This is a genomic window from Pseudomonas sp. KBN12P06040 (assembly GCF_037574965.1).
GTDB lineage: Bacteria > Pseudomonadota > Gammaproteobacteria > Pseudomonadales > Pseudomonadaceae > Pseudomonas > Pseudomonas aeruginosa.
Genome location: NZ_JBBELS010000001.1, coordinates 1,004,366 through 1,023,796, shown reverse-complemented (window position 1 = coordinate 1,023,796; position 19,431 = coordinate 1,004,366). Strand labels below are relative to the sequence as shown.

The window sequence follows — 19,431 nt, the reverse complement described above, 5'->3', positions numbered from 1 at the left end:
TCAATGGACTTCAACCCAATCGATCTGATTCTCCACCTGGATACCTACCTGGCCATGCTGGTCAGCAACTATGGCGTCTGGATCTACGCCATCCTGTTCCTGGTGATCTTCTGTGAAACCGGCCTGGTGGTGACTCCGTTCCTCCCCGGCGACTCGCTGCTGTTCATCGCCGGCGCCATCTGCGCCACCGGCGGCATGGACCCATGGCTGCTCGGCGGGCTGCTGATGGTCGCGGCGATCACCGGCGACAGCACCAACTACGTGATCGGCCGGACCCTCGGCAAGCGGCTGTTCAGCAACCCGGACTCGAAGGTATTCCGCCGCGACTACCTCGACCGCACCCATGAGTTCTACGAACGCCACGGCGGCAAGACCGTGACCCTGGCGCGCTTCCTGCCCATCGTGCGGACCTTCGCGCCCTTCGTCGCCGGCATGGCGAAGATGCACTATCCGCGCTTCGTCATGTTCAGCGTGGTCGGCACCGTGGCCTGGGTCGGCGGCCTGGTGACCCTGGGCTACTTCTTCGGCAACGTGCCGTTCATCAAGAAGAACCTGTCGCTGCTGGTGATCGGCATCATCCTGCTGTCGCTGCTGCCGATGATCCTCGGCTTCATTCGCCATCGCCTGCAGGCGAGCGCCGCCAAACAGGCCAAGGCCCAGAGCGACTGAGCATGTGGTCGTTCCGCGCCTGGCGGCGCCGGCGCCTGCTGGCGCGCCACCCGGTGGCCGAAGAACTCTGGCAGCGGGTACGCCGGCACCTGCCGATCCTCGACGGCCTGGACGCCGACGAGGACCGCCGCCTGCGCGAGCGGGCCGTGCTGTTTCTCGCCGACAAGCACCTGACCGCACTCGCCGGCGTCGATCTCGACGACTTCGGCCGCCTGCTGCTGGCGGCGCAAGCGCAACTGCCGCTGTTGCACCTGCCGGAGCTGAACTGGTACCAGGGCTTCCACGAGCTGGTGCTGTATCCCGACGATTTCGTCAGCCCGCAGAAACACCGCGACGCCAGCGGCGTAGTCCATGAGTTCGACGACGAACGCAGCGGCGAGACCTCCCTGCAAGGGCCGGTGGTCCTGGCCTGGCCCGGCGTCGTCGGCGGGGGTGGCTGGGATGCCTACAACCTGGTGATCCACGAACTGGCGCACAAGCTGGACATGCTCAACGGCGACGCCAACGGCCTGCCGCCGCTGCACGCCGGCATGCGCATCGGCGACTGGGCGAGCGCCATGCAGGCCGCCTACGACGAGATGAACACCCTGCTCGACCGCGATCCCGACGCGCAGACCGCCATCGATCCCTATGCGGCGGAAGATCCGGCGGAGTTCTTCGCCGTTACCAGCGAGTATTTCTTCACCGCCCCGGATCTCCTCCACGAGGCCTACCCTGCGGTGTACCGGCAGCTCCAGCTCTTCTACCGCCAGGACCCGCTGCAACGCCTGCGCCGCCTGCAGGCCGAGCATCCGGACTACCGCGAGGCGGCGGGCGACACGACTAACGGCTGAATGCCGGTACATGGCATCGACAACCGAATATGCCTATAATCGCGGCCTCTTTTTTGGCCAGAAACCTCTGGAGTCCCCCATGAGCTACAGCAAGATCCCGGCCGGCAAGGACCTGCCGAACGACATCTACGTCGCTATCGAGATTCCGGCCAACCATGCGCCGATCAAGTACGAGATCGACAAGGACACCGACTGCCTGTTCGTCGACCGTTTCATGGCCACCCCGATGTTCTACCCGGCCAACTACGGCTTCATCCCGAACACCCTGGCCGACGACGGTGACCCGCTGGACGTGCTGGTGGTGACCCCCTATCCGGTCGCTCCCGGTTCGGTGATCCGCGCGCGTCCGGTTGGCGTCCTGCACATGACCGACGAGGCAGGCGGCGACGCCAAGCTGATCGCCGTGCCGCACGACAAGCTGAGCGTCCTGTACAAGGACGTGAAGGAATACACCGACCTGCCGGCCCTGCTGCTGGAGCAGATCAAGCACTTCTTCGAGAACTACAAGGATCTCGAGAAAGGCAAGTGGGTCAAGGTCGAAGGTTGGGGCAACGCCGACGCCGCCCGCGCCGAGATCACCAAGGCCGTGGCCGCGTTCCAGAAGTAAGCGCGCCTCGCCGAAAAGAAGCCCCGCAGCCGCGGGGCTTTTTCATTCTCCCTCGCCGACCGCCAAGGTCGGTCTCGCCACCCCGCTCCGCTCAGTCGACCGTCGCCACGCTCTCCAACCGATATCCGTAGCCGTAGATGGTCAGCAACTGCCAACCGCGCTCGGCGGTCAGGCCAAGCTTGTTGCGCAGGCGATAGATGTGGGTATCCAGCGGCCGCGAGGACAACACTTCCTCGTGGGGCCAGAAGCGCTCGTAGAGATATTCCCGCGATAACGGCCGTCCCAGGTTGGCGAACAGGCAGCGGGCCAGGCGGTATTCGCGCTCGGTCAGGCTGATCGGCGCGCCGGCCCGGGTCACGGTCAGCTCGGCATCGTCGAAGCTGAGGTCGTTGAAAGTCTGCACCTCATGCTGCGCGGGACGCGTTCCCCCGTGGCGACGCAGCACGGCGGCTACCCGCGCCTTCAGTTCGTTGGGCCGGAACGGCTTGCTGACATAGTCGTCGGCGCCGCTGTTCAACGCCTGCACGATGTCCTGTTCGGCGTCACGGCTGGTCAGCATGATCGCCGGCGGAGGCGCATCCAGATGCTCGCGGCTCCAGCGCAGCAATTGCAGGCCGCTGAGGTCCGGCAACTGCCAGTCGAGGATCAGCAGGTCGAAGGTTTCCCGCTTGAGCTGCTTGAGCAGGTCCTCGCCACGGGCGAAACGGTGCACCGTCCAGGCCTGTTCGCCCTGCGCGGGTATCTGCTGCAGGGTCTGCTCGACCCGGTCCAGTTCGGCCGACTCGTCGTCCAGTATCGCGACACGCATAAAAGCTGGTCCTGTTCAATCGGGCTAACGCCCCTTTTTCGCTCCAGGAACGGCGAATTACGTACAAATCTGAAGAATTGTGACGAATCTCTCTGGTCGCGACCAGCCCTTGATAGCCTGATTCCAAATAGCCATTAAGCGGGACGAAGAGCCCGTGAGCCAGCGCCAGCCTGACCTATCAAGGAGTCGTAGCCATGGGTTTCCGGCCAGTTAGCCAACGTTTGCGTGACATCAACCTGCAGGCCCTCGGCAAGTTTTCCTGCCTTGCCCTGGTCCTCGGCCTGGAATCGGTGAGCCATCCGGCCGGTCCGGTCCAGGCCCCATCGTTCAGCCAGGGCACCGCCAGCCCGTCCTTCGCCACTCCGCTCGGCCTCGACGGCCCGGCCCGCGCCAGGGCCGAGATGTGGAACGTCGGCCTGTCCGGCGCCGTCAGCGTGCGTGACGAGTTGCGCTGGGTGTTTTGAACGCGACGAATCTGAAATAGCGCGGAAGAATCTGAAGAAATATGGCAAATCTCACAGCAGACAAATCGCGCTTGGTAGATTTCCAACCGCTGAGTAGGCCAAGGAGCAAATGGATTGCTCCGACACAGGGATGTGTAAACCCGCTCCGGCGGGCCGTGGGACGAGACCACTCGAACCACAGTCAGGGGTCGGCAACGGACGATCGCCCCAGGCAACCGAGCCAATCCCCCCAGGGCTGGCTTCGACACACGGATGTGTCATCTCCCCTTCCTTGTTCGAATCATCCCCTCCCGCTATCCGGACGCCTCGATCCGCGTCCCACCCTGGATCTGAAAAGGACCTCATCATGAAGCAATACGGAGCAGAGTTCTTCGGCACCTTCTGGCTGGTATTGGGCGGCTGCGGCAGCGCAGTACTCGCCGCCGGCGTACCGGAACTGGGAATCGGCTACCTCGGCGTGGCCCTGGCGTTCGGCCTCAGCGTGCTGACCATGGCCTATGCCATCGGCCCGATCTCCGGCGCCCACCTGAACCCCGCGGTATCGGTAGGCCTGTGGGTCGGCGGGCGCTTCCCGGCCAGCCAACTGCTGCCCTATATCGTCGCCCAGGTCCTCGGTGGCCTCGCCGCCGGCGGCGTGCTGTACCTGATCGCCAGCGGCAAGGCCGGCTTCGACCTGGCCGCCGGCTTCGCCTCCAACGGCTACGGCGAACACTCGCCGGGCGGCTACTCGTTGCAGGCCGCGCTGGTCAGCGAAGTGGTACTCACCGGCATGTTCCTGCTGATCATCCTCGGCGCCACCTCCAAGCGCGCGCCGCAGGGCTTCGCGCCGATCGCCATCGGCCTGACCCTGACCCTGATCCACCTGATCAGCATCCCGGTCACCAACACCTCTGTGAACCCGGCGCGCAGCACCGCGGTCGCCCTGTACGTCGGCGACTGGGCGGTTTCCCAGCTGTGGCTGTTCTGGGTCGCGCCGATTCTCGGTGCGGTACTCGGCGCCCTGGCCTATCGCCTGATCGGCGACAAGAACGACTGAACCGAAGCGCCTGACCCAACCGCCAGGCGCTGCGGCCGAGGAAACGACAAGGGAGCCTGCGGGCTCCCGATGTCGTTGCAAGGATTGCGAAACCGGCGCCCGATCAGGCAGATTGCAGCCTGACCGGACCGCCAGCGATACCTGACCCGCCGCCCAGTGAAGCCTATGACAGCCCTCGCCCTTACTTCCCGATCCCTCTTCCCGGCTTGCGCCGCCCTGGCGCTGGGCGGACTGTTGACGCTGCTCGCCGGCTCCGTCGCGGCCGCGCCGGCCAAGACGAAACGGCCGCCGTTCATCGAGCAGGGCGAAACGTGCCTGCCCCAGCCGCTCCCCGCCAGCGTGCTCTATCTCGCCGGCGACGCCTGGAAGCTCGACGCCAAGGGCAACCAGACACCCCTGGAAGAAGGCATGGACATCGACGAACTGGAAGGCGTCAAGACCTCTCCGACCGCCTTCGTCAGCCTGCTGCTCGGCGACGGCAGCCGCATCGTCCTGCCCTCCAGCTCGGAAGTCACCCTGCACCTCGACGAGGACACCGGCATTCCGCAGATCGCCCTGCGCGCGGGGCAGGTCGAGTCCTATGTCCTGAAGAGAAAGAGCGATCACGACCGCTTCCAGGTGCTGACCCCGGTCGGCGTACTGGGCGTGCGCGGTACCCACTTCCGCGCCCGCACCGAAGACGGCCAGGCGCTGACCGAAGTGCTCGACGGGCGCGTCGCGGTGAACCGCGAGCTGACCAGCGACGACCTGCCGCTCAACGGCAGGCGCCCGGCCCGCAAGGCGGCGCAGGCCGAGCCGGACGAGGACGTGCTGGTCGACGCCCGCCGCGGCCTGAAGGTCAAGCCGCAGGGCGAGCTGACGCCGGTGGACCTGCTACCCGCCCCGCAATTGCGCGGCCAGGGCGGCGAGCACGGCGAGTCGCCGGTTTGGAAGCTCTATCTTGCCCCGCTGCACGGCGCCAAGCGCTACCGTGCCCAGGTAGCCAGCGATCCAGACTTCCTGCGCATCCAGCAGGAGCGTTTCTCGAGCACCCCGGAAGTCAGTTTCAGCGGACTCAAGGCGGCCTTCTACCACGTCCGTCTCTCGGCCTTCGACAACGACGGCCTGGAGGGCGAGACCAGCGTCTACGACATTCTCTACTACCCGCGAGGCGGCAGTGCCCGATAGGGCGCCGGGGCCTCGCCGATGAAAGCGCTCGACCGCCAGGACGAGCCCAGCCAGGCGCAGCGGCTGTTCCGCGGCCTGGTGCGCGAATGGCTGCTGGTCAGCCTGCTGCTCCTTCCGCTCACCGCCGTGCTTTCGCTGAGCAGCGGCCTGCCGCTGAACAACCTGCTCTACGACCGCCTGCGCAACCTCGCCCCACTGGCCGTCGATCCGCGCATCCTCGTCGTCGCCATCGACGACCGTAGCCTGGAAAGCCTCGGTCGCTGGCCCTGGCCGCGCAGCGTCCACGCCGAGCTGCTGGATCGCCTGGCCGCCGCCGGCGCACGCAGCGTACTGCTCGACGTGATCTTCAGCGAACCCTCCTCCAATCCGGACAGCGACCGCCAGTTGGCAAGATCGCTGTGCCGGGCCGGCAACGTCCTCCTGCCACTGCTGCGCGAAAGCGTGCCGCGCTACGGCGAACCGCCACGGGAGATACCGCCGACCGCGCCGCTGGCCGGCTGCGCCGCCGGCATCGGGCATATCAACGTCGAAGCGGACAGCGACGGCACGGTGCGCAGCGTCTACCTGCGCGAAGGACCGCTCGGCCAGCCGCGCCCGCTGCTCGCCTGGCAAGCATTCGCCGATGCCGGCGCCATGCCCATGCCCATGCCCGGCCTCGACGACATGCGCAACCTGCCCGGCTGGCAGCGTGACCACGCCATCCGCATTCCCTTCATCGGTGCCGACGCGGGCTTCCCCAGCGTGCCCTACGTCAGCGTGTTGCGCGGCGAGGTGCCAGACAGCCTGCTGCGCGACCGCCTGGTCCTGGTCGGCGCCACCGCGCCGGGCCTCGGCGACCGCTATGTCACCCCGCTGTCGGCCAGCCTCGGCACCACGCCGGGGGTGGAGATCCAGGCCAACATTCTCAACGGCCTGTTGCAGCAGCGCACCGCCGTCGACCTGCAACCCTGGCTCGCCGCCCTGCTCTCCGCCGCCAGCGTAGCGCTGCTGCTCGGCCTGATGCTGTTCCGCTCGCGCCACGCCTTGCTCCTCACCCTGGCCTGCGCGGCCCTGGCCCTGGGTCTTTCCTGGGCGCTGCTGCTCAACGGCTGGTGGTGGTCGCCGCTGGCCAGCCTGGTCGGCCTGCTGCTGGCCTACCTGATCTGGAGCTGGCGCCGGCTGAACGCGGTGCTCGCCTACTTTGGCTGGGAACTGGCGCGTCTCGACCGCGAGCCCAAGGTGCTGCCCGAGCGGGCCAGCCCCCCGCGCGCCGGCAACGATCCATTGCAGAACCGCATCGCCGCCCTGGAGCAGGCGGTCAGCCGCACCCGCGACAGCCGGCGGTTCATGGCCGACGGCCTGGAAGGCCTGCCGGTGGCGACCCTGATCTGCGACCCGCAGGGGCAGATCCTGCTGGCCAACCGCAAGGCACGCGACCTGTTCGGCGGCGAGCTGCGCGGCGCCGAACTGCGCCAGTGCCTGGCCGAACTCGGCCATCCGAGCCTCGCCGGCGGCGCCCGCCCAACGCTGGAAACCCTGGAAGCCATCGAGTTCCGCGACCATCGGGAACGCGACCTGCGCCTCGACCTGGCGCGCCTGCTGCCGGTCGAAAGCGAAACCGCCATCGGCTGGCTGGTGAGCCTGATCGACCTGAGCGCCGAACGCGATGCCGAGCGCCAGCGCGCCACCCTCCTGCGCTTCCTCTCCCACGACCTGCGCGCGCCGCACTCGGCGATCCTCGCCCTGCTCGACGTTCGCCCCGCCGAGGACGAAGCCGGCCAGCAGGTCTACCGACAGATAGAGCAGCAGGTCCGTCGCGCCCTGGGCCTGACCGACGCCTTCGTGCAACTGGCCAAGGCCGAATCCGACGCCTACCGCTTCGAAGCGTGCATGTTCACCATGTTGGCGATGGACGCCGCCGACCAGCTCTGGCCCCTCGCGCAACAGAAGGACATCGACCTGCGGCGCGACTGGGACGACGAGCAGGAACCGATGGTCTGGGCCGACCCCGGCCTGCTCACGCGCGCGCTGTTCAACCTGCTGGAGAATGCGGTCAAGTACAGCCCGGCGGGGACCGTCGTCAGCCTGAGCATCCGCCTCGAAGGCGACTGGCTGAGCTGCCGGATCGTCGACCAGGGCAAAGGTATCGCGGCCGCCGAACTACCGCGCCTGTTCAGCCAGTACCAGCGCTTCGCTTCCGCCGAGGGCAGCACCGGCCTGGGCCTGGGGCTGGCCATGGTCAAGACGGTGATCGACCGGCACGGCGGCAGGATCGGTTGCCAGAGCCAGGTTGGCCAGGGCACCACTTTCGAGATTCGCCTTCCGCTGCTGAAAGGCGAGGAATAACCGCTACTGGCGGAAGTCGGGTCTTCCTCCAACTTGCATTGGTCTCGAAGTTCGGAATATCCAGGCGGCCGGACTATTCCGCTTCCCGTCTATCGAAACGGCAACTGCCTTCCCTCGTGAAACTCCGCAGGGGGAATCGACGCGTCCCCAACATAGGCACCAGCGAGCGCGACATGGCCGCGTTCCCGCAGCGGAACCAAGGCGCTGCGCCAGCTCCAGGGCTGCCCTGGAAGTCTCGATAACTTCCATCTTTTAACGATAATTCGTAGGAAGTTTCCCAACAATATAAGTAACTAATCTCAAAAAGAGCCCACTGGAAAAACCAGCCAATAACTCCCGGTAATCTACCGCGCTCATGCGATCCCCTACGCATAACAGCAAACGGCTCAACTTCCAGTGAAACCATGATCGACATAGACAGACTGAGCAAACGCTTTTCCGGCCGGACGGTGGTAAACGACTTGAGCTTCCGCATCGACCGGGGAGAGATCGTCGGTCTCCTCGGCCCAAACGGAGCGGGCAAGTCGACCACCCTGAAGATGCTTTCCGGCTTCCTCGCGCCGAGCGCCGGCAGCATACGCATCTTCGGCTTCGACATGCAGGACAAGGCGCGCCAGGCGCAGAAGCTGATCGGCTACCTGCCGGAGAACGCTCCCAGCTACGGAGAAATGACGGTCGAGGGCTTTCTCGCCTTCGTCGCGTCCATCCGCGACTACAGCGGACGGGAAAAACGTCGGCGCATCGACAGCGCCATGGACTGCATGGAGCTGCGGGATGAGCGCAGGAGCATCATCGAAACCCTGTCCAAGGGCTTCAAGCGTCGCGTCGCGCTGGCCCAGGCGATCCTCCACGATCCCGAGCTGCTCCTGCTCGACGAGCCCACCGACGGCCTCGACCCGAATCAGAAGCACCAGGTCCGGCAACTGGTGAAGAACCTCTCGGAAAGCAAGATCGTGGTGATTTCCACGCACATCCTCGAAGAAGTCTCGTTCATGTGCAGCCGCGCCCTGGTGATCAACGGCGGCCGCCTGCTGGCCGACAACACCCCGGGCGAACTCAGGACCCGCAGCCGCTACCACCATGCCGTCAGCCTCAGCATCGAAGCACCGGTAGACCCGCTGGCCATCGCCATGCTCCCCGGCGTCGCCGGTATCGAAGGACGCCCCGACCGAGCCGGCACCCTGACCATCCTGGCCCGCCCCGGCGCGCAGATCCTTCCCGCGCTCAACCGCCTGATCCACGGCAACGGCTGGCGGGTATCCGGGTTGCGTACCGAACACGGCCAACTGGAAGAAGTGTTCCGCCAACTGACCCGAGAAACCCCCGCATGACCGCCATCGGCACCATTTTCAGACGCGAGCTGGGCAGCTACTTCGCCACGCCGCTCGCCTATGTGTTCACCCTGATCTTCCTCGTCCTCTCCGGCGTGGCCACCTTCTACCTGGGCGACTTCTTCGAGCGCGGCCAGGCCGACCTGGCGCCGTTCTTTTCCAGCCTGCCCTGGCTCTACCTCCTGCTGATCCCCGCGCTGGCCATGCGCCTGTGGGCCGAGGAGCGCAAGTCCGGCTCCATCGAGATGCTGATGACCCTGCCCGTCTCCCGCGCCACCCTGGTCACCGGCAAGTTCCTGGCGGCCTGGTTCTGCGCCGGGCTGGCGTTGCTGCTGACCTTCCCGATGCCGCTGACGGTGAACTACCTCGGCTCGCCCGACAACGGCGCGATCATCGCCGGCTACCTGGCCGGCTGGCTGCTGTCCGGCGGCTACCTGGCCATCGGATCCTGCATGTCGGCGCTGGCGAAGAATCAGATCATCGCCTTTGCCCTGACCGTTCTCGTCTGCCTGCTGTTCGTCGGCGCCGGCACTCCCCACGTGCAACAGGCGCTCTCCGGCTGGCTTCCGCAATGGTTGCTGGACGGCATTGCCTCGCTGAGCGTGCTGGTCCGTTTCGAGGCGCTCGGCCGGGGCGTGCTCGACGTCCGCGACCTGGCCTACTTCTTCAGCCTGATCGTCGCCTGGCTGGTCGCCACCACCATCATCATCGACCTGAAAAAGGCGGCGTAGGAAACACCCATGAAACGAACCCTGTACTCGGGCGTCGGCCTGCTGCTGGTCGGCCTGCTGTTCCTCGCTTTCAACCTGCTGTCCAGCCTGCTGCTGCGCGACCAGCAGTTCGACCTCACCCAGCAGAAGCTCTACACCTTCAGCGCCGGCACCCAGGAAGTCCTCGACAGCCTCGACGAACCGCTCAACCTCTACCTGTTCTTTTCGAAAAGCCGCGCCAGTGACCTACCCGCCCTGCGCAACTACGCCCGCCGCGTCGAGGAAGTGCTGGACCTCTATGCACGGCGGAGCCATGGCAATGTCCGATTGTTCGTGATCGATCCCCTGCCATTCTCCGACGACGAGGACCGTGCCGCGCGCTTCGGCCTGCAGGCGCCGCCCATCGGCCCGAATGGCGAAGCCATCTACTTTGGCCTGGCGGCCACCAACCCGACCGACGGCCTCCAGGTGATCCCGTTCTTCTCGCCGGAAGAAGAGCCGCTTCTGGAATACGATCTCAGCCGCCTGGTCCAGGCGCTCGCGCAACGGGAGCGCACGGTAGTCGGCCTGATGAGTTCGCTGCCGATGACCGGGCAGGCGCCCACCGACGGGCAGTCGGGCAGCAGGCCGTGGGCGATGATGGACAAGCTCTACCAACAGTTCGACATCCGCACCCTGGGGCTCGCCTCGACGGAAATCCCCGCCGACATCTCGGTGTTGATGCTGGTGCACCCCAGGCAATTGTCCGAACAGACCCAATACGCCATCGACCAGTTCGTCCTGCGCGGCGGCAAGCTGCTGGCCTTCGTCGATCCTCTGAGTCTCGCCGATGCGGACGGCGGGAAAGGCTCCGACCTGGCCCCGTTGCTGCGTTCCTGGGGCGTCCAGTTGCGGCCGGATACCCTGCTGGCGGATGCCTCGTTCGCCATGATCAAACCCAACGCCGAACGTCGCCCGGAGCGCAATCCGACCTGGCTGCACCTCCCCGGCGACACGTTCCCCCACGACAACGTGCTGACCACCGGCCTGGAAAGCCTCAACCTCGCCAGCGTCGGCCTGCTCGAACCTCTCGGCGGAGCCTCGACGCGCTTCATTCCGTTGCTGCACAGCTCGGCGCACAGCATGCCGCTGTCGCTGGAGCGCTTCCGCCAATCCTCGACGGAGCAGCTCAACGCCACCCTGGTCCCGACCGGAGAACGCTACGTGCTGGCCGCCAAGGTCGAGGGGCCGGCGACGAGTGCCTTCCCCGCGGACCGCGGGAAGCAAGGCGAAGGCCTGACCGACAGCGCGAACATCCATGTGCTGTTGGTCGCCGATACGGACCTGCTGAGCAATCCGCTCTGGCTCCAGGAACAGCCCGGCCACAACGAGCCGCAGGTATGGGCGGACAACGACCTGTTCGTCGGCAATGCCCTCGACTATCTCTCCGGTTCGGACGCGCTGATCGACCTACGCTCGCGAGGCCATACGAAGCGCCCGTTCACCCGCGTGGAAGCGCTCCGACGCGAAGCCGGGATGCGCGCCCAGGAACAGCTCAACGCGCTGCAGCAGAGCCTCAACGATACCGACAAGAACCTGCGGGCCCTGCAGCAATCGATGGACGACGGCGACCAGGAGGTGACTCCGGAAATGGAAGCGACGCTGCGCCGCTTCATTGATGACAAATTGCGCATCCGCCAGCAACTCCGTCAATTGCAGTTCCAACTGAATGCCGATGTCGAGCGCCTGGCGGAACAGGTGAAACTGGCCAATACGGTCCTGCTGCCGGCGCTCCTCACCCTGCTCCTCCTGCTGCATTGGAGCTGGCGCAGCATGCGCCGGAGGAGGGGCTGACATGCGCCTGGGTAGCATAGCGGGACTCGCTCTCGCCCTGGCGCTGTTCGCCGGAACCTTGGGCTGGCTCCACGAACGGCAGCAACCGCCCGCGCAACCGCCTGCGAGCCGCGCCTGGCTGCCAGGGCTGAAACCGCACCAGGTGACCGCGCTGTGCATCGCCACCCCCGGCCAACCGACGATCCGCGCCAGGCGCGATGGCAAGGACTGGACGCTCGCCAGCAAGGACGGCTATCCCGCCTCGGGGGAAACCATCCGGCAGCTGTTGCGCAGCCTGGCCGACGCGCGCCTGCTGGAGGAAAAGAGCGCCTCGCCGGAAAACCGCGAGCGCATGGGACTCTCCGACCAGGGCAAGGGCCAGGCCAGCCGGATCACCCTGGAGCGCGGCGACGCGCCGCCGCTGGTTCTGTTGCTGGGCAAGCGCACCTCGCAGGGCGGGCAGTTGGTCAGGCAGGCCGACGATGAGGGGGCCTGGCTGATCGACCGAACGGTCGGCCTGCCGGTCAACGACCTGGCCCTGCTCGACCCTCGGTTGACCGACCTGCCATTCGAACAGTTGCGCGAACTGACCCTGTCCTATGGCAACGGCGTACGGCTGAACATTTCCCGAGCCAGTGAAAAGGACGATGGCATCCGCCTGCGACAGTTCCCATCCAGGCCACAGTTGATGGGCGAGGCGGAAGCCGAGCAGGCCGCACGCCTGTTCGCTGCGCTCAGGCTGCTGGAGGTCGCGCCGGCCAAGGCTTCGCGGCAAAAACCGCTGCTGACCTTCACGCTCAAGAGTTTCGCCGGCGGCACGCTGCAGGGCCAGCTTCTGGAACTGGAGCGCCAGTACTGGTTGCAACTGACCGACAGCAAGGGCTTCGCCGACGGGCAGGTCTCAGCCGTCAAGGGTTGGCGCTACCGCGTGGAGGGTCTGAGTCCGGATACCGCTCCCGCGCCCCAGCTACCCAAGGCATCGCCGGTGAAGAAAAGCAAGCCGGCCAAGCCCTCGTCGCCCAAGTGCTGAGCGCTCTCGCCAGGCGCCGCTCGCAGCCGGCGAAATAGAGCCCCGCGGGATGCTGGGCAGGACCGGCCGAGTTTGCTAGAGTAGCGCCTCCTTCACGAGCCCTCGGCTCGTCGATGCAGAATTCCTAAGGCAGGCGCGGCTTATCAGAAGTAAGCCAACCCCACCCCAGAAAAGCCGGCCACAAGCCGGCTTTTTTAATGCCTCCGCACAACCCCAGCCAACCGCCGTTCGCTAGGCCTCCAGAAGCTTGCGGAACAGCCCGGCAAGTGTCGCCTGGCGCTCGAAGCCGATACCAGGCGATTGTGGCAATCCCGCCAATCCCGAGGAAAACGGCAGGGCACCGGCGAAATCGTCGAATGGCCGGAAAGCCGACGGCGTAGCCTCGGCCCAGCCCAGGCGCAGGGCCGCCACCAGGTGCAGGCTGAACAGGTAGCCGGCGTGCGGGCGGAAGGCCGCGCGCGGCCAACCCCGGGCGCACAGGTGGTCGAGTATCGCCAGGTAGCCCGGCAGGCCATAGCAATGCACGGGGTCGAAGACCAGCACGTCACGCTCCCGCCGCAAGCCGCCATAGAGGTCCAGCAAGCGAGCTTCGGCCAGGGAGAACAAGGCCTCGCCGGCACCGATGGGCCCCGGATAGATATCCGCCACTTCGGCCTGGGTAGGGAAATCGTGGGGGTCGCAGATGTCCTCGAACCACCACAACCCCAGCGGCGCCAGGGCTTTCGCTGCGTCGACGGCGCCCCCCGCGTCGTAGCGGTTCATCGCGTCGACCGCCAGCCGCGAAGCGTCGCCGAGAACCCGCAGCGCCCTGTCGATACGGCGCCGGTCCTGGTCCAGCCCGGCCGCGCCGATCTTGATCTTGGCGTGGGTGTAGCCGAGATCGACGAAGCGCCGCAGCTCCTCCTCCAGGCGTCCCAGGTCGTCGTGCGGATAGGGGTAGCCGCCGCCGGCGTAGACCGGTACGCGCTGCGGATAGTCTTCCGCCAGCCCCAGGCGTCGCGCCAGGAAACGATGCAGCGGCAGGCCGGCGGCCTTGGCCGCGGCATCCCACAGGGCCATGTCCAGGGCGCCCACCGCGACGCAGCGTTCGCCGTGGCCGCCGGGCTTCTCGTCGCGCATCATCAGGTCCCAGGCACGCAACGGATCGATGCCACTGCCGTCGTCGCTCGCCAGGCTGTCCGCCGGAGCCCCCAGCAGGCGCGGGGCGAAACGCTCGCGGATCAGCCCGCCCTGGGCGTAGCGCCCTACCGAGGCGTGGCCGTAGCCGACCACACGCCGACCGTCACGCACGGCATCGGTGAGCACCGCCACCAGGCTGGTGCTCAAACCACCGGTGGCAGCCGCCACGCCGGCGTAACGGGAAAGGGGAATACTGCGTTCCCGGACCTCCTGGATGCGCATCGCCTGTCGGCTCCTCCTCGCTGGACCTCTCTCCACCTTAGCCAAGGCCGCCGCCATGGTCGTCCCGATCGGTCGTAGCGACCTTCCGCCGATTTGCCCGGCCCCCGCCCCTCTGCTAGTGTCGCGGGGTTTTGTACACCTCGCCGAGACTCCCCCGATGGCCCGCAAGAAAACCCTCGATTTCGAACAGTCCCTCACCGAGCTGCAAACCCTGGTGGAACGCCTGGAAAGCGGCGAGCTGTCGCTGGAAGAGTCGCTGGGCGCCTTCGAGCAGGGCATCCGCCTGACCCGCGAATGCCAGACGTCGCTGAGCCAGGCCGAACAGAAGGTACAGATCCTCCTCGAACGCGACGGCGAACTCAGCGAAGCGCCGTTCGATGCGGAAGGCGACGAGGCATGATCGCGGCCTACCAGGCGCGCTGCCAGGCGCGCGTCGATGCCGCCCTGGACGCCCTGTTCGTCGCTCCCCGCGAAGAACTGCAACGCCTCTACGAGGCGATGCGCTACAGCGTGATGAACGGTGGCAAGCGGGTTCGCCCGCTGCTCGCCTACGCCGCCTGCGAGGCCCTCGGCGGTGCGCCGCAGCGCGCCGACGCCGCGGCCTGCGCGGTGGAGCTGATCCATGCCTACTCGCTGGTCCACGACGACCTGCCGGCAATGGACGACGACGACCTGCGCCGTGGCCAGCCGACCACCCACCGGGCCTTCGACGAGGCCACCGCGATCCTCGCCGCCGACGGCTTGCAGGCGCTGGCCTTCGAAGTGCTCGCCGACACCCGGCGCAATCCGCAGGAACATGCCGTCTGTCTGGAAATGCTCACCCGCCTGGCGCGCGCCGCAGGCTCCGCCGGCATGGTCGGCGGCCAGGCGATCGACCTCGGCTCGGTCGGCGTGGCCCTCGACCAGGCGGCCCTGGAAGTCATGCACCGGCACAAGACCGGCGCGCTGATCGAAGCCAGCGTGCGCCTCGGCGCCCTCGCCAGCGGTCGCGCCGAGCCCGCCGCGCTGGCCGCCCTGGAGCGCTACGCCGAGGCGATCGGCCTGGCCTTCCAGGTGCAGGACGACATCCTCGACGTGGAAAGCGACACCGCCACCCTCGGCAAGACCCAGGGCAAGGACCAGGCGCACAACAAGCCGACCTATCCCGCCCTGCTCGGCCTGGAGGCCGCCAAAGGCTATGCCCTGGAGCTGCGCGACCAGGCCCTGGCCGCCCTCGACGGTTTTCCGCCGAGCGCCGACCCGCTGCGCCAACTGGCCCGCTACATCGTCGAGCGACGCAACTGACCGACGGGTCGTCGGAAGTCCCCGGCAAAGGTAGGGGCTCCCTTGCTTGGGCGCGGCCGGTGCATCAGGTAAACTGCTGGCCTCTCCGGATTGCATAACGACAGCCTGATGCCCAAGACGCTCCATGAGATTCCCCGCGAGCGCCCCGCCACGCCCCTGCTCGACCGCGCCTCTTCGCCGGCCGAACTGCGCCGGCTGGGCGAGGCGGACCTGGAAACCCTGGCCGACGAGCTGCGCCAGTACCTGCTGTATACCGTCGGCCAGACCGGCGGTCATTTCGGCGCCGGCCTCGGCGTGGTCGAGCTGACCATCGCCCTGCATTACGTCTTCGACACTCCGGACGACCGCCTGGTCTGGGACGTCGGCCACCAGGCCTATCCGCACAAGATCCTCACCGAACGCCGCGAGCTGATGGGCACCCTGCGCCAGAAGAACGGCCTGGCGGCCTTCCCGCGCCGCGCAGAGAGCGAGTACGACACCTTCGGCGTCGGCCACTCCAGCACCTCCATCAGCGCCGCCCTGGGCATGGCCATCGCCGCCCGCCTGCAAGGCAAGGAGCGCAAGTCGGTGGCCGTGATCGGCGACGGTGCGTTGACCGCCGGCATGGCCTTCGAGGCACTCAACCACGCCTCGGAAGTCGACGCCGACATGCTGGTGATCCTCAACGACAACGACATGTCGATCTCGCACAACGTCGGCGGGCTCTCCAACTACCTGGCGAAGATCCTCTCCAGCCGCACCTATAGCAGCATGCGCGAGGGCAGCAAGAAGGTGCTCTCGCGCCTGCCCGGGGCCTGGGAGATCGCCCGGCGCACCGAGGAATACGCCAAGGGCATGCTGGTCCCCGGCACCCTGTTCGAGGAACTCGGCTGGAACTACATCGGCCCGATCGACGGCCACGACCTGCCGACCCTGGTGGCTACCCTGCGCAACATGCGCGACATGAAGGGCCCGCAGTTCCTCCATGTGGTGACCAAGAAAGGCAAGGGCTTCGCCCCGGCCGAACTGGATCCGATCGGCTACCACGCGATCACCAAACTGGAAGCTCCCGGCAGTGCGCCGAAGAAGACCGGCGGCCCCAAGTATTCCAGCGTCTTCGGCCAGTGGCTGTGCGACATGGCCGCCCAGGACGCGCGCCTGCTCGGCATCACCCCGGCGATGAAGGAAGGTTCCGACCTGGTGGCCTTCAGCGAACGCTACCCGGAACGCTACTTCGACGTCGCCATCGCCGAACAGCATGCCGTGACCCTGGCCGCCGGCATGGCCTGCGAGGGCATGAAGCCGGTGGTGGCGATCTACTCGACCTTCCTCCAGCGCGCCTACGACCAGTTGATCCATGACGTCGCCGTGCAGCACCTCGACGTGCTGTTCGCCATCGACCGCGCCGGCCTGGTCGGCGAGGACGGCCCGACCCACGCCGGCAGCTTCGACATCTCCTACCTGCGCTGCATCCCCGGCATGCTGGTGATGACCCCCAGCGACGAGGACGAGCTGCGCAAGCTGCTCACCACCGGCTATCTGTTCGATGGCCCGGCCGCGGTGCGCTATCCACGCGGCAGCGGCCCCAACCATCCGATCGATCCGGACCTGCAACCGGTGGAGATCGGCAAGGGCGTGGTCCGTCGGCGCGGCGGCAGGGTCGCACTGCTGGTCTTCGGCGTGCAGTTGGCGGAGGCGATGAAGGTCGCCGAAAGCCTCGACGCCACGGTCGTCGACATGCGTTTCGTCAAACCCCTCGACGAAGCCCTGGTACGCGAATTGGCGGGCAGCCACGAACTGCTGGTGACCATCGAGGAAAACGCCGTGATGGGCGGCGCCGGCTCGGCGGTCGGCGAGTTCCTCGCCAGCGAGGGCCTCGAAGTCCCGCTGCTGCAACTGGGCCTGCCCGACTACTACGTCGAACACGCCAAGCCCAGCGAGATGCTCGCCGAATGCGGCCTGGATGCCGCGGGCATCGAAAAGGCAGTACGCCAGCGTCTCGACCGGCAGTAGCGCCAAACCCAGCAACAACGGCGGATAACCGCGTTGCGGTTATTCGCCCTACCCCCCAATTGCCCGTAGGGCGAATAACGCCACCGGCGTTATCCGCCGGTACAGCGCGATACCGGCAAGCGTTCAGCGCGCCCCGGCGAGCGAGCGGCAGAGTTTCTCGGTCGCCGCCAGCATGGCGAAGCTCGGCCGCTCGAGGTTCTTGTCTTCGATCCGGTACAGCTGTCCGCGCCGCGTCGCCGCCAGCGCCGGCCATTGCCGCCAGAGTTCGAGCTGGGCGTGACTGCCGGCGACGATGACCGCCGGATCCCGCGCCAGAACCGCCTCGACGCTGACCTGCGGCGCCGGCTGCGGCAGGTCGCCGAACAGGTTCTCGGCACCGCAGACGCGCAGCGCATCGCTGATCACCTGGCGTCCGCCAATGGTGTACAGCGGCCGGTCCCAGACCTGGTAGAACACCTTCAGCGGCTTGTCCCGCCGGTAGCGCTCGGCCAGGCGCCGCATGCCTTCGCGGAACCTGGTCGACAGCCGCTGGCCGGCCTCGGCCTCGCCCAATGCCTCGCCCAGCGCAGCCAGTTGCAGGGCCAGTTCGTCGAGGCTGTGCGGTTCGGCGATGAAGAGGGCGATGCCGAAGTCCCGCAGGCGCTGCAACTGCGCCTCGGGCACGCTGCCGGGCCAGACCAGGATCAGGTCGGGCTGCAGTTCCAGCAGGCGTTCGAGATTGACCTGGCCGTAGCGGCCGACGGAAGGCAGGTCGCCAATCGCCGCCGGACGCTCGCCGCCATCCAGCACGCCGACCAGGCGGCGCGCTGCGCCGAGTTCGAGGACGCTGTCGGTCAGCGAAGGCGCCAGGCTGACCACCCGCTGCGCCGCCCCGGCGGAAAGGCTGAGGAGCAGGCAGGCGAGCAGCCAGAACGAGCGCATCAACCGAGTTGACGCGGAATACGGTAGAGCCAGAACAGCACCAGGCTGGTGACCCCGAGCAGGATCAGCGCAACGCCGTTGAGCCCGGCGAACACACCCGGCACGCCGATCCAGGCCGGCAGGCTGGCGCCGAACAGGGCCTTGCGGCGCACCTGCGCCAGACGGGTCCAGGCGGCGGCTTCCTCCGTAGTATCCAGCGCTTTCTGGGTGGCGATGAGACCACGCTTGTAGGCACCGAACAGCGGCAGGTTGACGAACATCGACAGCAGCGCGGCGATGAACAGCGGCATCGCCAGGCCATGGGGAAGGGGTTGCAGTTCGCCGAGGAAGAACTCGACCAGGATCAGCGGCAACAGCGCCAACGCCAGTTGCAACCACCAGGCACGTCCCAGCGCGCCGCGGGCTTGCTGGCGACTCACGTGGTTTCCGCCTCGCCCTGGTGCAGGCTGCCGAGCATGTGCCCGAGCTTGCCGGCCTTGGTCGCCAGGTAGCGCCTGTTGTGCTTGTTCAGGCCCCTTTGCAGCGGCACGCGCTCCGCCACGGTGATGGCGTAGCTTTCCAGCGCCTTGACCTTGCGCGGATTGTTGGTCATCAGGCGCAGGGAGGAGACGCCCAGGTGCGCGAGCATCGGCTGGCACATGGCGTAGTCGCGCTGGTCAGCGCCGAAACCCAGTTGCAGGTTCGCCTCGACGGTATCGGCGCCGGCATCTTGCAGCTCGTAGGCGCGGATCTTGTTCAGCAGGCCGATGCCGCGACCTTCCTGGCGCAGGTAGAGGAGCACGCCGCGGCCCTCCTCGGCGATGGCGGCAAGCGCGCCTTCCAGCTGGAAACCGCAATCGCAGCGCAGGCTGAACAGCGCGTCGCCGGTCAGGCATTCGGAATGCAGGCGGCCAAGCACCGGCGCGCCATCGGCGATGTCGCCCATGCTCAGGGCTACATGTTCCTTGCCGCTCTCCTCGTCGAGGAAGCCATGCATGGTGAATTCGCCGAAGGGAGTCGGCAGTTTGGAGGCGGCGACGAACACGACGGACACCGGGGAAC

19 protein-coding genes are annotated in these 19,431 nt (G+C 67.0%); 14 read left to right on the top strand and 5 right to left on the bottom strand.

What is annotated here, in order from left to right; genetic code table 11:
* Positions 1 to 3 precede the first annotated feature (3 nt).
* The 3 genes from VQ067_RS04795 to ppa all read left to right on the top strand — a co-directional run bounded on the left by VQ067_RS04795 (position 4) and on the right by ppa (position 2,109).
* The gene (locus VQ067_RS04795) at positions 4 to 669 is read left to right on the top strand and encodes a DedA family protein (protein ID WP_003093241.1); all 666 of its coding nucleotides are present in this window, start codon (positions 4 to 6) and stop codon (positions 667 to 669) included.
* A gap of 2 nt (positions 670 to 671) precedes the next feature.
* Positions 672 to 1,502, top strand: a complete 831-nt coding sequence (locus VQ067_RS04790) for a M90 family metallopeptidase (RefSeq protein WP_033990622.1) — start codon at positions 672 to 674, stop codon at positions 1,500 to 1,502.
* 79 nt (positions 1,503 to 1,581) lie between these two features.
* Positions 1,582 to 2,109 carry an inorganic diphosphatase gene (gene ppa, locus VQ067_RS04785; protein ID WP_003093248.1) on the top strand — a complete coding sequence of 176 codons (528 nt, stop codon included), beginning with the start codon at positions 1,582 to 1,584 and terminating at the stop codon, positions 2,107 to 2,109.
* 91 nt (positions 2,110 to 2,200) lie between these two features.
* On the opposite strand, the gene VQ067_RS04780 is transcribed toward ppa, so the two are convergent.
* On the bottom strand, positions 2,201 to 2,917 hold the full coding sequence (locus VQ067_RS04780) for a response regulator transcription factor (RefSeq protein ID WP_003093250.1): 717 nt from the start codon (positions 2,915 to 2,917) through the stop codon (positions 2,201 to 2,203).
* 194 nt (positions 2,918 to 3,111) lie between these two features.
* On the opposite strand from VQ067_RS04780, the gene mucE reads away from it, so the two are divergent.
* The 8 genes from mucE (at position 3,112) to VQ067_RS04740 (ending at position 12,792) form a co-directional block, all read left to right on the top strand.
* Positions 3,112 to 3,381 carry a mucoid induction factor MucE gene (gene mucE, locus VQ067_RS04775; RefSeq protein ID WP_003093256.1) on the top strand — a complete coding sequence of 90 codons (270 nt, stop codon included), beginning with the start codon at positions 3,112 to 3,114 and terminating at the stop codon, positions 3,379 to 3,381.
* A gap of 346 nt (positions 3,382 to 3,727) precedes the next feature.
* Positions 3,728 to 4,417, top strand: a complete 690-nt coding sequence (aqpZ, locus tag VQ067_RS04770; protein WP_003110518.1) for an aquaporin Z — start codon at positions 3,728 to 3,730, stop codon at positions 4,415 to 4,417.
* A 165-nt stretch (positions 4,418 to 4,582) separates the two neighbouring features.
* Positions 4,583 to 5,584: a FecR family protein gene (locus VQ067_RS04765; RefSeq protein ID WP_033990623.1), complete on the top strand. Its 1,002-nt coding sequence runs from the start codon at positions 4,583 to 4,585 to the stop codon at positions 5,582 to 5,584.
* Between the two features lie 18 nt (positions 5,585 to 5,602).
* The gene (locus tag VQ067_RS04760) at positions 5,603 to 7,909 is read left to right on the top strand and encodes a CHASE2 domain-containing protein (RefSeq protein ID WP_033990625.1); all 2,307 of its coding nucleotides are present in this window, start codon (positions 5,603 to 5,605) and stop codon (positions 7,907 to 7,909) included.
* A gap of 404 nt (positions 7,910 to 8,313) precedes the next feature.
* Entirely contained in the window at positions 8,314 to 9,240 is a 927-nt protein-coding gene (locus VQ067_RS04755) for an ABC transporter ATP-binding protein (RefSeq protein ID WP_003093264.1), read from the top strand.
* On the top strand, positions 9,237 to 9,971 hold the full coding sequence (locus VQ067_RS04750) for an ABC transporter permease (RefSeq protein ID WP_003110515.1): 735 nt from the start codon (positions 9,237 to 9,239) through the stop codon (positions 9,969 to 9,971). The genes VQ067_RS04755 and VQ067_RS04750 overlap by 4 nt, the downstream gene beginning before the upstream one ends.
* A 9-nt stretch (positions 9,972 to 9,980) precedes the next feature.
* The gene (locus VQ067_RS04745; RefSeq protein WP_033990627.1) at positions 9,981 to 11,783 is read left to right on the top strand and encodes a GldG family protein; all 1,803 of its coding nucleotides are present in this window, start codon (positions 9,981 to 9,983) and stop codon (positions 11,781 to 11,783) included.
* Between the two features lies 1 nt (position 11,784).
* A complete protein-coding gene (locus tag VQ067_RS04740; RefSeq protein WP_015502365.1) occupies positions 11,785 to 12,792 on the top strand; it encodes a DUF4340 domain-containing protein in 1,008 nt (335 codons plus the stop codon).
* Positions 12,793 to 13,023: 231 nt separating this feature from the next.
* On the opposite strand, the gene VQ067_RS04735 is transcribed toward VQ067_RS04740, so the two are convergent.
* Complete coding sequence (locus tag VQ067_RS04735) at positions 13,024 to 14,193, bottom strand: mandelate racemase/muconate lactonizing enzyme family protein (protein WP_003110512.1); 1,170 nt, start codon at positions 14,191 to 14,193, stop codon at positions 13,024 to 13,026.
* Between the two features lie 157 nt (positions 14,194 to 14,350).
* On the opposite strand from VQ067_RS04735, the gene VQ067_RS04730 reads away from it, so the two are divergent.
* The 3 genes from VQ067_RS04730 to dxs all read left to right on the top strand — a co-directional run bounded on the left by VQ067_RS04730 (position 14,351) and on the right by dxs (position 17,469).
* Positions 14,351 to 14,593 (top strand): exodeoxyribonuclease VII small subunit, encoded by a 243-nt coding sequence (locus tag VQ067_RS04730; RefSeq protein WP_003093283.1) that lies wholly within the window; start codon positions 14,351 to 14,353, stop codon positions 14,591 to 14,593.
* Positions 14,590 to 15,477, top strand: coding sequence for a (2E,6E)-farnesyl diphosphate synthase (gene ispA / locus VQ067_RS04725; protein WP_003132406.1), 888 nt, complete (start codon positions 14,590 to 14,592; stop codon positions 15,475 to 15,477). Before VQ067_RS04730 ends, ispA begins: the two co-directional genes overlap by 4 nt.
* Positions 15,478 to 15,585: 108 nt before the next feature.
* On the top strand, positions 15,586 to 17,469 hold the full coding sequence (gene dxs / locus VQ067_RS04720) for a 1-deoxy-D-xylulose-5-phosphate synthase (protein ID WP_003102816.1): 1,884 nt from the start codon (positions 15,586 to 15,588) through the stop codon (positions 17,467 to 17,469).
* A 123-nt stretch (positions 17,470 to 17,592) separates the two neighbouring features.
* Here the strand turns inward: dxs and VQ067_RS04715 are convergent, their stop codons facing one another.
* The 3 genes from VQ067_RS04715 to ribA are packed head-to-tail and all read right to left on the bottom strand — an operon-like array spanning position 17,593 to position 19,423.
* Positions 17,593 to 18,390 carry a cobalamin-binding protein gene (locus VQ067_RS04715; protein ID WP_003132405.1) on the bottom strand — a complete coding sequence of 266 codons (798 nt, stop codon included), beginning with the start codon at positions 18,388 to 18,390 and terminating at the stop codon, positions 17,593 to 17,595.
* Entirely contained in the window at positions 18,390 to 18,809 is a 420-nt protein-coding gene (locus VQ067_RS04710; RefSeq protein ID WP_033990628.1) for a hypothetical protein, read from the bottom strand. The genes VQ067_RS04715 and VQ067_RS04710 overlap by 1 nt, the downstream gene beginning before the upstream one ends.
* Positions 18,806 to 19,423 (bottom strand): GTP cyclohydrolase II, encoded by a 618-nt coding sequence (ribA, locus tag VQ067_RS04705; RefSeq protein ID WP_009313349.1) that lies wholly within the window; start codon positions 19,421 to 19,423, stop codon positions 18,806 to 18,808. The genes VQ067_RS04710 and ribA overlap by 4 nt, the downstream gene beginning before the upstream one ends.
* Between the last annotated feature and the right edge of the window lie 8 nt (positions 19,424 to 19,431).